We start from the raw sequence: 13,936 nt of genomic DNA, 5'->3' as shown, positions 1-13,936 counted from the left end.
CCCGCCATGGCCATCCGCGAAATCCTGAAAATGGGCGACCCCCGGCTGCTGCGCATCGCGCAGCCCGTGGCCGCCTTCGACACCGACGAACTGCACCTGCTGGTGCGCGACATGTTCGAAACCATGCATGCGGTCAACGGTGCCGGCCTTGCCGCACCGCAGATCGGCGTGGACCAGCAACTCGTGATCTTCGGCACCGATGTCGTGAATCCCCGCTATCCCGATGCGCCACCGGTGCCGCGCACCGTGCTGCTCAATCCCGTCATCACGCCGCTGGACGACGAGGAGGAAGAGGGGTGGGAAGGATGCCTGTCGGTGCCGGGCCTGCGCGGCGTGGTGCCGCGCTTCGCCAACATCCGCTATACCGGGTTCGACCCCTACGGCGACCCGATCGACCGGGTCGCCACCGGCTTTCATGCGCGCGTGGTGCAGCATGAAGTCGATCATCTGCTGGGCAAGCTGTACCCGATGCGGGTGCGCGATTTCTCGCGCTTCGGCTACACCGAGGTCCTGTTTCCGGGCCTCGACGCGGCAGACGACGATTGAGCCGGTTCAGTTGTATTTGCTGCTGAGCGCGAAGCGGCCGCCGCCCATGAGGGCGATGGCGAGTGCCGCGAACAGGAACATGCCTTGCATTTCCAGTGCCCAGCCGCCTTGCTTGCCGAGCGAGGTCAGGTCCTTCATGTGGACCAGCGTGAAAGCCACGAGCATGTTGATCGCGACGATCCATGCCGCAGGCCGCGTGTAGAGACCGACGATAAGCAGCACGGGCGCCACCACTTCACCGATATAGACCAGGTAGGCCAGCCCGCCCGGCAGACCATGCTGGGCCAGCATGCCGGAAATGAAGCCGACGCCGCCCTGGAGCTTGGCGATGCCGTGCAGCAGGATCAGGACGCCAAGCGCGACGCGCAGGATGAACTTGCCGGTGTCGTCGGATTTGACCATTTGTGTGGATTCCAGTTGTAGTGATTCGAGGGCCGTATGGTAGTGAACCTGCAGCGTCTTCGGGCACCGGATTTGCGTCGGGCTACGGGCATATGCATCAAACCCGTGGTTCTTTGGCAGAGTCTCGTGTCGGCCCGTACACTGCCTTTTGCCTACTGTTGAGGAGAACACCAATGAACAATCGTTTCCGTCCGGCATTGCTTGCCGCAGCCTCCGTCATCGTGCTCGCCGCTGCTGCGCCGGCCTTCGCCGGCAAGACGCTCGATGCGGTCAAGCAGCGCGGCACCGTCAAGTGCGGCGTGACCAACGGCGTGGCGGGCTTTTCCGCACCGGACACCCAGGGCAACTGGTCGGGCCTCGACGTCGACACCTGCCGCGCCATCGCGGCCGCCGTGCTTGGCGACGGCAAGAAGGTCGACTTCGTGCCGCTCAATTCGCAGCAGCGCTTCTCGGCCCTGCAGGCCGGCGAGATCGACATCCTCGCGCGCAACACGACATGGACGCTCACGCGCGATGCCTCGCTGGGCTTCAACTTCACCACCATCACCTACTACGACGGCCAGGGCTTCCTGGTGCCGAAGAAGCTCAAGGTAACGAGCGCCAAGCAACTCAAGAACGCGACCATCTGCACGCAGTCGGGCACCACCAACGAGAAGAACGTGTCGGACTACTTCCGCGCGCAGAACATCCCGGTGAAGACCGTCGTCTTCGAAAGCTTCGAGGCTTCGTTCAAGGCTTTCTTCTCGGGCCGCTGCCAGGCCTTCACGACCGACGCCTCGGCGTTGGCCGGCCTGCGCAACAAGGAAGCGCCGAACCCCGACGACTACGTCATCCTGCCCGAGCTGATCTCCAAGGAGCCGCTCGCGCCGCTGGTGCGCCGTGGCGACGACGAATGGTTCGCCATCGCCAAGTGGGTGCCCAATGCGCTCATCGAGGCCGAGGAGTTCGGCGTCACGCAGGCCAATGCCGACGAGCTCAAGGCCAGCAGCAAGGACCCGGCGCAGCAGCGCCTGGTCGGCACCGGCGAAGACCTCGGCAAGCTGCTGGGCCTCGACAAGGACTGGTCGTTCCGCGCGATCAAGGCCGTGGGCAACTACGGTGAGATGTTCGAGCGCAACGTCGGGCCGAAGTCGGTGCTCAAGCTGCCGCGCGGCTCCAACAACCTCTGGAACAAGGGCGGCCTGATCTACGCACCCCCGGTTCGATGAGCGCCAGGGCCTCGCGCCGCGGGGTCTGGCTGGCATGGGCCGTCCAGGCGCTGCTGGTGCTGGCCGTCGTGGCCGGCGCGGTCTGGGTGGTTCACCATGCGCTCGAGGTGCTGCGTGCACGCGGCGTGCGCTCCGGCTTCGACTTTCTCACCGAGCCCGCGGGCTTCTCGATCAGCGAAGGCTGGCTGGACTTCGACGCGAACCAGCCGTTCTGGCGCGCGTTTCTCGCGGGCCTGATCAACACGGTGCGCGCGGCGGTGCCGGCGGCCATCTTCTCGGTCGTGCTCGGCACGCTCATCGGCATCGGCCGACTGGCGCCGCACGTGCTGCTGCGCGGCATCTGCACCGCATACGTCGAGTTGCTGCGCAACGTGCCGCTGCTGGTGCAGTTGCTGATGCTGGCCTTCGCGATGGCCAACCTGCTGCCCGACCCGACGGAGCCTGTTCGGTTGCTGCCCGGCGTGTGGCTCAGCAAGGGCGGCCTCAGCGTGCCATGGCCCGTGGCAGGCGAGGGCGGCTGGTGGCCCACGCATTTCGAGTTTCCCGAGCGTGGCGACTTCGGCGTGAGTGGCGGCGCTGCATTGAGCCCCGAGTACGTGACCATCGTGGCGGGCCTGACCTTTTATTCGGCCGCGTTCGTGGCGGAGATCGTGCGCGCAGGCATCCTGTCGGTCTCGCAGGGGCAGGTGCTCGCGGGGCAGGCGCTGGGCCTGTCGCCGGTGCAGCAGCTTCGCATCGTGATCCTGCCGCAGGCGCTGCGGGTGATCGTGCCTTCGCTCACCAACCAGCTGCTGAGCCTCACCAAGAACTCGTCGCTCGCTGTGGCCGTGGGCTATCCGGAACTGGTGTCGGTGGCCAACACCACCATCGGTTCGAATGGCCGGGCCTTCGAGTGCATCGCGATCATCATGGCGGTCTATCTGCTGTTGTCACTGCTGATCTCGTTCGGCATGAACCGCTACAACGCGCGCGTTGCATTGCGAGGCTGGCAATGAGGCGCGTCACGCAGGAACCCGTCGCGTGGCGCAGCGAACTCTGGGGTTCGCCGCTGCGGGCGCTGGCGACGGTGCTGTTGCTTGCGCTGCTCGCGTGGGGCGGCTTCCACGCCGTCGAGTGGGGCATCGTGCATGCGGTGTTCCGGCCCGACGCCGAGGCCTGCCGGGCCGTGCGGCACGGCGCCTGTTGGGGCGTGGTGGCAGAGAAGTGGCGGCCGATGCTGTTCGGGCGCTTTCCGTATGAAGAGCAATGGCGCCCGGCCATCGCGGTCGTCGTGCTGTCCGCCGTCACCGTGCTCAGCGCCTGGCCGCGGAGCTGGCGCTGGTGGCTCGTGCCGCTGTGGATCGGCGCGCTGCTGCTGTTCGTGCTGCTGATGCGTGGCGGCGTCCTGGGACTGAGCCATGTGCCGACGAGCCGCTGGGGCGGCCTGCCGCTGACCATCGGGCTCGCGGTGGTGGGGCTGGCGCTGGCCTTTCCGCTGGCCTTGTTGCTGGCGCTGGGCCGCCGCTCGGGTTGGCCCGTGGTGCGCACGCTGAGTGCGAGCTACATCGAACTGGTGCGCGGCGTGCCGCTGATTTCGGTGCTGTTCATGGCCTCGTTCCTGTTGCCGCTGCTGTGGCCGGCCGGATGGCAGCCCGACGTGCTGGTGCGCGTGCTCGCGGGGCTGACGCTGTTCGTGGCGGCGTACCTGGCCGAGATCATCCGCGGCGGCCTGCAGGCCGTGCCGCGCGGGCAGACCGAAGTGGCGATGGCGCTGGGCTTCGGCCGCTGGCCGGTGCAGCGCGACATCGTGCTGCCGCAGGCGCTGCGCCTCGTGGTGCCCGCACTGACCAACAGCGTGGTCGGTACGCTGAAAGACACCTCGCTCGTCACCGTGGTCGGCCTGTTCGAGTTGACGGGCGCGCTGGGCCTGGCGCTGGGCGGTGATCCGACGTGGCGGCCGTTCTATCTTGAGGGCTATCTCTTCATCGCGGCTGTGTACTGGGTGCTGTGCTTCGGGCTCTCGCGCTACAGCGTGTGGCTCGAAAAGCGGCTGTCGGCCGCGCGCTGAGCCGGGCACGGCCGGGGTCCTGTACACTCCGGGCCTTCATGTCGAGCCACGATTTCCACCCCGCATCCGATGCAGCCCTGATGGCTCGCATGATGCCGCCTGCCTCCGCGCAGGCGATGGTCGTTGCTCGAATGATTACCACCATTACCACCGCGGCCACCTGAGCACGCGCAGGTGGCCGTTCCGGCAGCCACCTGGTGTATCGCTCTCTCCCCGAACGAATGAACCCAGCTCTGGCAGCTGGGTTTTGTTTTTTCGTCTGGAGATGTCCATGTACCGCGACCCCGTTGAATCCCTCGAGCCCCTGCACAGCCGCCCTGCGCTGAACCGTACCCTGCGCGTGGGGATGATCGGTATCGGAACCGTGGGTTCGGGCACCTTCCGCGTGCTCGTGCGCAACCAGGCCGACATCGCGGCGCGGGCCGGCCGGGCTATCGAACTTGTGATCGTTGCCGCGCGCAACCTGGAGCGCGCCGCCAGCATCGTGGGAGAGGGCGTTGCGCTCACGGCCGACCCGATGCAGGTTGCCGCGCATCCCGACGTCGACGTGGTCGTGGAGGTGGCCGGCGGCACCGGTCCCGCGCGCGACTGGGTGCTGGCCGCCATTGCGCACGGCAAGCATGTGGTCACGGCCAACAAGGCATTGCTCGCGGTGCACGGCGCCGAGATCTTCGCCGCCGCGCGAAAACAGGGCGTGACCGTGGCCTACGAGGGGGCGGTGGCCGTGAGCATTCCCATCGTCAAGGCGCTGCGTGAAGGCCTGGCGGCCAACCGCATCGAGTGGGTGGCCGGCATCATCAACGGCACCACCAATTTCATCCTGAGCAAGATGCGCGATGAAGGCCTCGACTTCGCCGCCGCGCTCGCGCAGGCCCAGGCGCTGGGCTATGCGGAGGCCGACCCGAGCTTCGACATCGAAGGCATCGACGCCGCGCACAAGCTGTCTTTGCTGGCCGCCAACGCCTTCGGCATGCCGCTGCGCTTCGCCGATGTGCAAGTGGAGGGCATCACCGCCCTGCAAGGACTGGACGTGGCCTGCGCCGAGCAACTGGGCTACCGCATCAAGCTGCTGGGCGTGGCGCGCCGGCAGGCGTCGGGCGTCGAGCTTCGCGTGGAGCCCGCGCTCGTGCCCGCCACGCATCTGATGGCACAGGTGAACGGTTCGATGAACGCCGTCATGGTCAAGAGCGATGCGGCGGGCCTGACGATGTACTACGGTGCGGGCGCCGGTTCGGAGCAGACGGCCTCGGCGGTGATCGCCGATCTCGTGGATGTGGCGCGGCTCGACGGCGTGAATGCCGCGCAGCACGTGCCGCACCTCGGTGTGCATGAGCACGCGACGAACGCCCTGGCGGTGTTGCCGCGTGCCGCCGTGCACACCTCGCACTACCTGCGGGTGCCGGTGTGCGCCGTCAGCCAGATCCAGGCGGTCACGGCCTGCCTCGCGGAGCAGAAGGTGCCGGTGCGCCAGGTCGCGCTGGCGGCTGAACGCCCCGGCGTCGGCCCGCAGGTGCTGGTGCTGACGGGGCCGGTGGCGCAGGGCACGCTGGACCTTGCCGTGCACGCGTTGCAGGCGCGTTCCTAGGTGGCAGGCGCGGTGGCGACGCTGTGCGTGGAGCTGCTGGAGGGTTAAGCCACGAACGCCGCCCGGGGTCGGCCGAAGCATCAGCGCCTGCATTCCTTCAGGGCGCAGAGAGTGCCCCGTCCACCACGTGCTGCGCTTCTTCAAGAATGCGCGCGAGGTGGTCTTTGCCCTTGAAGCTCTCGCCGTAGATCTTGTAGATGTTCTCGGTGCCGGAGGGCCGCGCCGCGAACCAGCCGCTCTCGGTCACGACCTTCACGCCACCGATGGCCGCGCCATTGCCCGGCGCATGGCTCAGCACGTTGACGATCCGGTCGCCCGCCAGTTCGGTCGAGCGGATCTGCTCGGGCGACAGGCTCGACAACCGCTTCTTCTGCTCCACCGTAGCTGCGGCATCCACGCGATCGGACACCGGCTGGCCCAGCGCCTGCGTCAGTTTGGCATAGCGCTCGCCAGGGTCGCGCCCGGTGCGCGCGGCGATCTCGGCCGAGAGCAGGGCGGGCACGAGGCCGTCCTTGTCGGTGGTCCACACCGAGCCGTCCTTGCGCAGGAAGGTCGCGCCCGCGCTTTCTTCGCCGCCGAAAGCCAGCGACGCATCGACCAGCCCGTCGACGAACCACTTGAAGCCCACCGGAACCTCGTACAGCCTGCGCACTAGCCGCGCCGTCACGCGGTCGATCATCTGGCTGCTGACCACCGTCTTGCCGACGGCCGCCTGCGCCGGCCATTGCGGGCGGTGCGTGTAGAGGTAGTCGATCATCACCGCGAGGTAGCTGTTGGGCTGCATCAGGCCCGTGCTGCCCGCCACGATGCCGTGGCGGTCATGGTCGGTGTCGCAGGCGAAGGCGATGCCGAAGCGGCCCTGCAGTTCGATCAGCTTGTGCATGGCGTCGGGCGACGACGGGTCCATGCGGATGCGGCCGTCCCAGTCGAGCGACATGAAGCGGAAGGTCGGGTCGACCTCCTGGCTCAGTACGTTCAGCCGCGCGAGCTTGTAGCGCTCGGCAATCGCGGGCCAGTAGCGCACGCCTGCGCCGCCCAGCGGGTCGACGCCCAGGTCGATGTCGACGCCGCGAATGGCATCCATATCGAGCACCTGCGCCAGGTCTTCGACATAGGTGTTCAGGTAGTCGTGCCGGTGCGTGGTCGAGGCGCGTAGCGCCTGCGCGAGCGGCATGCGCTTCACACCTTCGAGCCCGTTGGCCAGCATCCTGTTGGCGGCCGCCTCGACGGCCGAGGTGATGTCGGTGCCCGCCGGTCCACCGTTCGGCGGGTTGTACTTGAAGCCGCCGCTCTCGGGTGGGTTGTGCGAAGGGGTGATGACGATGCCGTCGGCGAGTCCCGTCGTGCGCCCGCGGTTGAAGGCCAGGATGGCGTGCGACACGGCCGGCGTCGGCGTGTATTCGTCATCCTTCGAGATCATCAGCTCGACCCCGTTGGCCGCGAGTACCTCGACGGCGCTGTTGAAGGCCGGTGTCGACAGCGCGTGCGTGTCGATCCCGAGGAACAGCGGCCCGTCGATGCCTTTCTGCTTGCGGTAGTCGCAGATCGCCTGGCTGATCGCCAGCACGTGCCATTCGTTGAACGCATCGTCGAACGAGGAGCCGCGGTGCCCCGAGGTGCCGAAGGCCACGCGCTGGCTCGGCACCGACGGATCGGGCCGTCCGGTGTAGTAGGCGGAGATCAGGCGCGGTACGTTGACCAGCAGTTCGATGGGTGCGGGCTTTCCCGCGAGAGGGTTGGTTGCTTGGCTCATGCGGGTGGAAAGTCGAGGTTGACGATGTCGCCGATGCGCTCGATGGCGATGTCGGCGGGCGCATATGCGGCGTTGGCCTGCGTGTCGAGCGCATAGTGCCCCTGCCGCACAAAGACCGTCGTCAGGCGCGATCCCCAGATGGCCTTCATGGCTGAGAGGATGCGCAGCTTGTCGTCGATCATCACGTAGTGCCGCGCGGGGTAGCACTGCTCGACGGCGTCGAGCATCTGTTCCTTGTGCACGTAGATCAGCACGCGGCCCTCTGTGGCGTCCCAAAGGCCGGAGCGTTGCACCTTGCGCGGCTGGAACACGACGTCGCCGTCGGACAGGATCACCGTGGGCCCGCGCTCGCGCAGGTGCTTCAGCGTCTCCAGCGCGCCGGGGTAGAGCCGGTCGGCAAAGGGGTAGTCGATGAGAAATTCCGACATCAGCAGCAGCCGCGAATTGCTCATGCCGCGGCTGCTTTCCTCGGCGCGGTAGCGTTGCAGGGCGCCGAGGTAGTCGACATAGCCGAGCTCGTTGCGCAATTGCTCGAAGGCCGTCCAGTAGCGGCTGGCGCTTTCGGCGCCGAAGGACTGTTCGAGATGGGTGCGAAGGTCGGCGATGATGCCGTCGTTGTCGAGCAGGGTGTTGTCGACGTCGATCAGAAAAACGGTGGCAGGGGGCGGTGTCATGGTGTGTGGCGGGTGGGCCTGAACTGCGCGCGTCGCTTCCAGCATACGCCTCGAATGCGACTCCGAACGGCCGCAGCGTGATTTTGTCGAGGCTCCGAGATCCATTGCCTTGATCCGTGCAGGGGATCGCCCCTCGGAATTGAATAAGCTCCTGCTCAGGTTGCAGTTTGAAGAAGGAGCAAGACAGATGCGCATCACCAACGGTCGCCACTGGATCGGTCTGCCGGCCGTGGCCATGGGCCTTTTGCTGGCTGGCTGCCAGACGCCACCGGCCGACCGGCCCCTGACATCGGAAGTCCCCGAACCCCCGAGCTTCGTCACGCCGCCTGAAACCTGCCAGGCTGCTGCCGTGCGGTTTGGCCTGGGCCTGCGCGTCAGCCAGCAGTTGCTGGAAGAGATGCGCCAGCGCGCCGGCGCCCGCCTGGCACGTACGGTGCCCGCCACGGAAAAAGCCGATCCGGTGCAGGACACGGCGAGGCTCAATGTGCAGGTCGAACCGACCGGCCGCGTGGTCGGTGCCTATTGCGGCTAGAAGACGAGGCGCGGGGGCTCGGGTGTTGCGCGAATACAGCGCTCATGTAACTAATATTAGCTACCACACACGCAATCGCCCCAATTGGGGGAACAATAGCCCGCGACCTCCGGAGCCCAGTCTTTTGTCGAACAAGCAACCCACAGTCTCTTTGCCGTCGTACTACGACGGGTCGGCACGTCTCCCGCCGGACGAGGTGCTGCGCCCGTTGATGGACGACTGGGCTCGTGCAGGCAAGCGCCTGGCTGCCGTCTGCTACATCGACGTGGACCGCTTTGCCTCGCTGAATGACCGCCTTGGCATGGTGGCGGGCAATGTCGCCCTCAAGGAGGTGGCCCGCCGCATCAAGGCTCAGCTGCCGCGCGAGAGCGTGATGGCCCGCGTGGGCGGCGACGAATTCGCGGCCCTGTTCGCCGGCCTCGGAACCTCGCAGTGCACCCAGGTGCTGGAGCGCATCCAGGCTTCCCTTGCCGAGCCCTGGAGCTGGCATGACCAGGCGGGCAGCATTGACGCGAGCATCGGTGCCATGCTGCTCGACAGCAATGGCCCGCCCCCTGAAACCGCGCTGCGCCAGGCGCAGCACGCCGCCTTCTTCGCCAAGCGCGCGGCCGATGGCAAGGTGCATTACTTCGACGCGCCGCAGGCGCGCGCCGACGAGCAGGTGGTGCGCGAGCGCCAGCGGATCCAGGAAGGCCTGCTGCAGGGCGAGTTCTTCCTGGTCTACCAGCCCAAGGTCGACATGCAGCGCGGCGTGGTGGTCGGCGTCGAGGCGCCGCTGCGTTGGCAGCACCCCGAGCGCGGCCTGCTGCCGCCGGCCCAGTTCGTGCCGCTGATCGAAGACGACGCGCTGGTCGAGCAGATCGGCGACTGGGCCATCGCCACGGCTCTTTGGCAGGCGCACCAGTGGCGCCTGGCGGGCCTGCAGATGTCGGTGAGCGTGAATGTGGCGCCGCGCCACATGATGCGCTGGGACTTCGTCGAACGGCTCGCGCGGCACCTGGCGCAGTTTCCGAAGCTGGGTGCGGGCATGCTGGAGCTCGAGATCCTGGAAACCACGGCCATCAGCCAGTTCGCGAACGTCGCGCTGTTCGTCGAAGCCTGCAAGACGCTGGGCGTGGGCGTGACCATCGACGACTTCGGCACCGGCTACTCCTCGCTCACCTACCTGCGCCAGCTGCCGGTGTCGACCGTGAAGATCGACCAGTCGTTCGTGCGCGGCATGCTCGACAACGGCCAGGACCACGCCATCGTGCAGGGCATCATCGCGCTGCTCCACGCGCTCGGGCTCACGGCGGTGGCCGAAGGCGTCGAAACGGTGAAGCAGGGCGAAGAGCTGCTCGCCCTGGGCTGCACGCTCGCCCAGGGCTACGGCATTGCCATGCCGATGGCGGCCAAGGACATCGTGCAATGGGTGGCGCAGTACGAGCGGGCCCCCCTTTGGGGTACCCACGCGGCGGCGCTGCCCGGCGCCTGAGCGCTGCGGCGGTGTCCGTTCAGCTGGACGCGGAGACTACGGCGTCGCGGGCCATGGCCCGGCGGCTTTGCTTGACGGCGCGCATCGCGGTGTCGGCCTGGCGCAGGGCGGCCTCGGCGGAGACCGTGCGCGGGTCGACGGCCACCACGCCGACACTGGCGCCGCTGTAGTCGATCGTCAGGTTCCGCAGCTTCAGCTCGAAGATGGTGTTTTCCGCCAGTCGGTCGGCCATGGCCCGCGCTCCCGTGCGCGGCGATTCGTCCAGCGCGGGCCCGAGGCCGATCACCACGAATTCGTCGGAGCCGAAGCGCGCCAGCATGTCGCTTGCGCGCACCGAGGCCGAGAGCTGTTTCGCCATGGCCGACAGGAACTCGTCGCCGGTCTCGTGGCCGTGCGTGTCGTTGATCTTCTTGAAATCGTCCATGTCGATGTAGCCGACCAGCACGCTCTGGCCGCTGCGCGCGCCCTGCGCCAGCATGCGCTGCAGTTCGTCGGTGAGCGCGCGGCGGTTGGGCAGGCCGGTGAGTGCGTCGGTCGCGGCGTGGGTGGCGAGCTGGGCCTGGGCTTTCTTGAGCTTTGCGACGAGCAGCTCGCGCTCCGCCTGCTGGCCGATCAGCCGCGCGAAAAGCCGCAGCACCGGCTCTGCATGGGGCGGCAGCGGCAGCTGTTGTGAGCTGGCACCGCACAGGACACCGAAGAGGTCGCCGTTTCCGGCCGTCACCGGTGCGCTCACGCAGGTCTGGATGCCGAGCCGGCGGGCGGCGTCGGCATTGCCCCAGCAACCGCCGGCGTCGTCCGTGTAGATGCGGCCTTCCTCCAGGGCGTGCCGGCAGAGCGTGTCGGCCCACGGCACCGGCGCACCCTCGGGCAGGGACAATTCACCGGCGTTGTGGGCGAACAAGATGCGCTGTCGGCCCTTCTCGAGGTCGATGGTCGTGAGGTAAGCCGACTCCAGGCCCGTCGCCGCCTCGAGCATTTCGAGCATCGGGCGTGCGAGGTCTTCCAGCGTCTTGGCCGAGGAGACGGAGTCGGATAGCTGTTCGATCAAGGATTCCATGGCCGACATTCTGATGGCATCGGTTGCTTTCGGGAGGGCAATTTCAAGAAGCCAGGGCTTCCATCAATTCGGTTTCGATGGCCAGTTGCGTCTTTTGGCCCTGGAGTTCAGGGCCGCTGATCAGGAAGGTGTCTTCCACCCGCTCGCCCAGCGTCGTGACCTTGGCGAGCTGCAGGTTCAGGTGATGGCGCGCCAGCACCCGGGCCACCGAGTACAGCAGGCCGGCACGGTCGCTGGCCGAGATGTTGAGCAGCCAGCGCTGCGCCTTGTCATCCGGCAACAGGCTGATGCGCGGCTTGATCGGAAAGCTGCGCACCCGGCGCGAGACCCGGCCCATGCTGGGCGGGGGCAGGGCGCCGGCCTCGGTGAGTGTCTGCGCCAGGCCCGACTCGACCATGCTGATCAGGTCGCGGTAGTGGTCGGGCACGAAGGTGGTCACCACCTGGAAGGTGTCGAGTGCGTAGCCGTTGCTCGCGGTGTGCACCTTGGCGTCCAGGATGCTGAAGGACGCCTGGTCGAAGTAGCCGCAGATGCGCGCGAACAGGTCGGGCTGGTCGGGCGTGTAGACCACCACCTGCAGGCCTTCGCCTACCGGAGACAGGTGTGCGCGCACCACAGGCGGGGCCTTCGGGTCGACCGGCACGTTCTTGGGCGGCACGAAGCGCGAGAGCTGCTTGGCATGCCAGGCGATCTCGGTGGCATCGTGGCGCATGAAATAGCCCACGTCGAGCGTGTCCCACAGCGCCTTGTGCGCCTCGAAGCGCTGCGCGTGCAGGGCCAGCTGCACCAGCGCCTCGCGCTTGCGCGACTCGACCTCGGCGTCCGGGTCGGGCATGCGTCCGCCCAGCGCGCGCAGCGTGTAGCGGTACAGGTCTTCGAGCAGCTTGCCTTTCCAGGCATTCCACACGCGCGGGGAGGTGCCGCGGATGTCGGCGACGGTCAGCAGGTAGAGCGCCGTCAGGTAGCGCTCGTTGCCCACTCGCTTGGCGAAGGCGCCGATCACCTCGGGGTCGCTCAGGTCCTGCTTCTGCGCGACCTGGCTCATCACCAGGTGCTCGGCCACCAGAAACTCGATGAGCCTGGAATCTTCGCGGGCGATGCCGTGCTGCTTGCAGAAACGCTGAACATCGCGCGCGCCGAGCGTGGAGTGGTCGCCGCCGCGGCCCTTGGCGATGTCGTGGAAGAGGGCGGCCACGTACAGGATCCAGGGCTTGTCCCAGCCGGCCGCCAGCTGCGAGCAGAACGGGTATTCGTGCGCATGCTCGGCGATGAAGAAGCGCCGCACGTTGCGCAGCACCATCAGGATGTGCTGGTCCACCGTGTAGACGTGGAACAGGTCGTGCTGCATCTGCCCCACGATGCTGCGGAACACCCGCAGGTAGCGCCCCAGCACCGAGGTCTGGTTCATCAGCCGGAACGCATGCGTGATGCCGTAGGGCTGCATCAGGATCCGCATGAACGTGTCGTGGTTGACCGGGTCGTTGCGGAACTTGCTGTCCATCACGTGGCGCGCGTTGTAGAGCGCGCGCAGCGTGCGCGCCGACAGGCCCTGCACGCCGATGGTCTTCTGGTACAGCAGGAAGGTTTCGAGCACCGCATGCGGCTCGCGTTCGTACAGGTCGTCGCTGGCGATCTCGATCAGGCCGGCACGCTCGTAGAAGCGCTCGTTGATCGGCGTGTGCTGCTCGTCGATGGGCTGCAAGCGCTCGGCAATGTTGAGCAGCAGGATCTGGTTGAGCTGCGACACCGCCTTGGCCGCCCAGTAGTAGCGCCGCATCAGCGCCTCGCTCGACTTGCGCTGCGACTCGCCTTCGTAGCCGAAGCTTGCCGCCACGGCCGTCTGCAGGTCGAACACCAGCCTGTCTTCGCGCCGGTTGGCAATCACGTGCAGCCGGGCGCGGATCAGCGAGAGCAGGGCCTCGTTGCGCTTGATCTGCTGCGCCTCGAACGGGGTGGCCAGGCCGTTCTTGGCGAGGTCGTCCCAGCGGCCGCCGTAGCCGGCGGCCTTGGTCATCCAGAGGATGGTCTGCAGGTCGCGCAGGCCACCCGGCGATTCCTTGCAGTTGGGCTCCAGTGCGTAGGGCGTGTTGTCGAACTTCTGGTGGCGGTGCCGCATTTCCTGCGACTTGGCCACGAAGAAGGCCTGCGGGTCGATGGCGCGGGTGAAGCGGCGGCGGAACGCGGTGAAGAGCTTCTTGTCGCCCACGATCAGGCGTGCTTCGAGCAGCGAGGTCTGGACGGTGACGTCCTTCTCGGCCTCGGCCAGGCATTCCTCGACCGTGCGCACGCTGGAGCCGATCTCGAGGCCCGCGTCCCAGCAATGGCCGATGAAGGCCTCGATGCGGGCCGGGTCGATTGCGCTCTCGTGGCCCTCCGGCGGCAGCAGCAGGAGCACGTCGACGTCGGAATACGGAAACAGCTCGCCGCGCCCGAAACCGCCCACGGCGGCCAGCGTGAGCGAGTCGCCGAAGCCGGCCTCGCGCCACAGCGTGCAGAGCGTTTCGTCGGCCAGCGCCGAGAGCTGGCGCAGCACCGCGTGCACGCTGCGGGTCGGGGCGCGCGCAAAGCGCAGGGTGTCGAACAGGGCGAGCTTCTTGGCGCGGTAGGCTTCGCGCAGCATCGCTACGTCGATCTTGGCTGCTTCGATCACGGCCGGGG

12 protein-coding genes are annotated in these 13,936 nt (G+C 67.4%); 7 read left to right on the top strand and 5 right to left on the bottom strand.

The genetic code is table 11. The features are described 5' to 3' along the window. Positions 1–6: 6 nt before the first annotated feature. Positions 7–546, top strand: a complete 540-nt coding sequence (gene def / locus ACEOAB_RS15000; protein ID WP_056590568.1) for a peptide deformylase — start codon at positions 7–9, stop codon at positions 544–546. Between the two features lie 6 nt (positions 547–552). On the opposite strand, the gene ACEOAB_RS14995 is transcribed toward def, so the two are convergent. After that, a complete protein-coding gene (locus tag ACEOAB_RS14995; protein ID WP_056590565.1) occupies positions 553–948 on the bottom strand; it encodes a DoxX family protein in 396 nt (131 codons plus the stop codon). A gap of 173 nt (positions 949–1,121) precedes the next feature. Between ACEOAB_RS14995 and ACEOAB_RS14990 the strand changes: the two genes are divergently transcribed. From ACEOAB_RS14990 to ACEOAB_RS14975, 4 genes are all read left to right on the top strand, one after another. Beyond that, positions 1,122–2,156 carry an amino acid ABC transporter substrate-binding protein gene (locus tag ACEOAB_RS14990; RefSeq protein WP_056590562.1) on the top strand — a complete coding sequence of 345 codons (1,035 nt, stop codon included), beginning with the start codon at positions 1,122–1,124 and terminating at the stop codon, positions 2,154–2,156. Further along, entirely contained in the window at positions 2,153–3,151 is a 999-nt protein-coding gene (locus ACEOAB_RS14985) for an amino acid ABC transporter permease (protein ID WP_056590559.1), read from the top strand. The genes ACEOAB_RS14990 and ACEOAB_RS14985 overlap by 4 nt, the downstream gene beginning before the upstream one ends. Next, positions 3,148–4,203, top strand: a complete 1,056-nt coding sequence (locus ACEOAB_RS14980) for an amino acid ABC transporter permease (RefSeq protein WP_056590556.1) — start codon at positions 3,148–3,150, stop codon at positions 4,201–4,203. Before ACEOAB_RS14985 ends, ACEOAB_RS14980 begins: the two co-directional genes overlap by 4 nt. Before the next feature lie 271 nt (positions 4,204–4,474). Further along, the gene (locus tag ACEOAB_RS14975; RefSeq protein ID WP_495653818.1) at positions 4,475–5,788 is read left to right on the top strand and encodes a homoserine dehydrogenase; all 1,314 of its coding nucleotides are present in this window, start codon (positions 4,475–4,477) and stop codon (positions 5,786–5,788) included. Positions 5,789–5,885: 97 nt separating this feature from the next. Here the strand turns inward: ACEOAB_RS14975 and pgm are convergent, their stop codons facing one another. Together pgm and ACEOAB_RS14965 are read right to left on the bottom strand one after the other, a co-directional pair. After that, on the bottom strand, positions 5,886–7,541 hold the full coding sequence (gene pgm / locus ACEOAB_RS14970; protein WP_056590550.1) for a phosphoglucomutase (alpha-D-glucose-1,6-bisphosphate-dependent): 1,656 nt from the start codon (positions 7,539–7,541) through the stop codon (positions 5,886–5,888). After that, positions 7,538–8,215, bottom strand: coding sequence for an HAD family hydrolase (locus ACEOAB_RS14965; RefSeq protein WP_056590671.1), 678 nt, complete (start codon positions 8,213–8,215; stop codon positions 7,538–7,540). The genes pgm and ACEOAB_RS14965 overlap by 4 nt, the downstream gene beginning before the upstream one ends. 187 nt (positions 8,216–8,402) lie before the next feature. Here ACEOAB_RS14965 and ACEOAB_RS14960 point away from each other — a divergent pair, with 187 nt between their 5' ends. Together ACEOAB_RS14960 and ACEOAB_RS14955 are read left to right on the top strand one after the other, a co-directional pair. Continuing rightward, positions 8,403–8,747 carry a hypothetical protein gene (locus tag ACEOAB_RS14960; protein ID WP_056590547.1) on the top strand — a complete coding sequence of 115 codons (345 nt, stop codon included), beginning with the start codon at positions 8,403–8,405 and terminating at the stop codon, positions 8,745–8,747. A gap of 124 nt (positions 8,748–8,871) precedes the next feature. After that, positions 8,872–10,221: a putative bifunctional diguanylate cyclase/phosphodiesterase gene (locus tag ACEOAB_RS14955; protein ID WP_495653817.1), complete on the top strand. Its 1,350-nt coding sequence runs from the start codon at positions 8,872–8,874 to the stop codon at positions 10,219–10,221. A 19-nt stretch (positions 10,222–10,240) separates the two neighbouring features. Here ACEOAB_RS14955 and ACEOAB_RS14950 read toward each other — a convergent pair whose 3' ends face one another. Then, complete coding sequence (locus ACEOAB_RS14950; protein ID WP_495653816.1) at positions 10,241–11,278, bottom strand: sensor domain-containing diguanylate cyclase; 1,038 nt, start codon at positions 11,276–11,278, stop codon at positions 10,241–10,243. 43 nt (positions 11,279–11,321) lie between these two features. Then, the gene (locus ACEOAB_RS14945; RefSeq protein WP_056590542.1) at positions 11,322–13,928 is read right to left on the bottom strand and encodes a [protein-PII] uridylyltransferase; all 2,607 of its coding nucleotides are present in this window, start codon (positions 13,926–13,928) and stop codon (positions 11,322–11,324) included. Positions 13,929–13,936 lie beyond the last annotated feature (8 nt).

This window comes from Variovorax sp. Varisp53 (assembly GCF_059491555.1).
The sequence above is the reverse complement of the archived record's forward strand: the minus strand, read 5'-3'. Positions and strand labels throughout refer to the sequence as shown.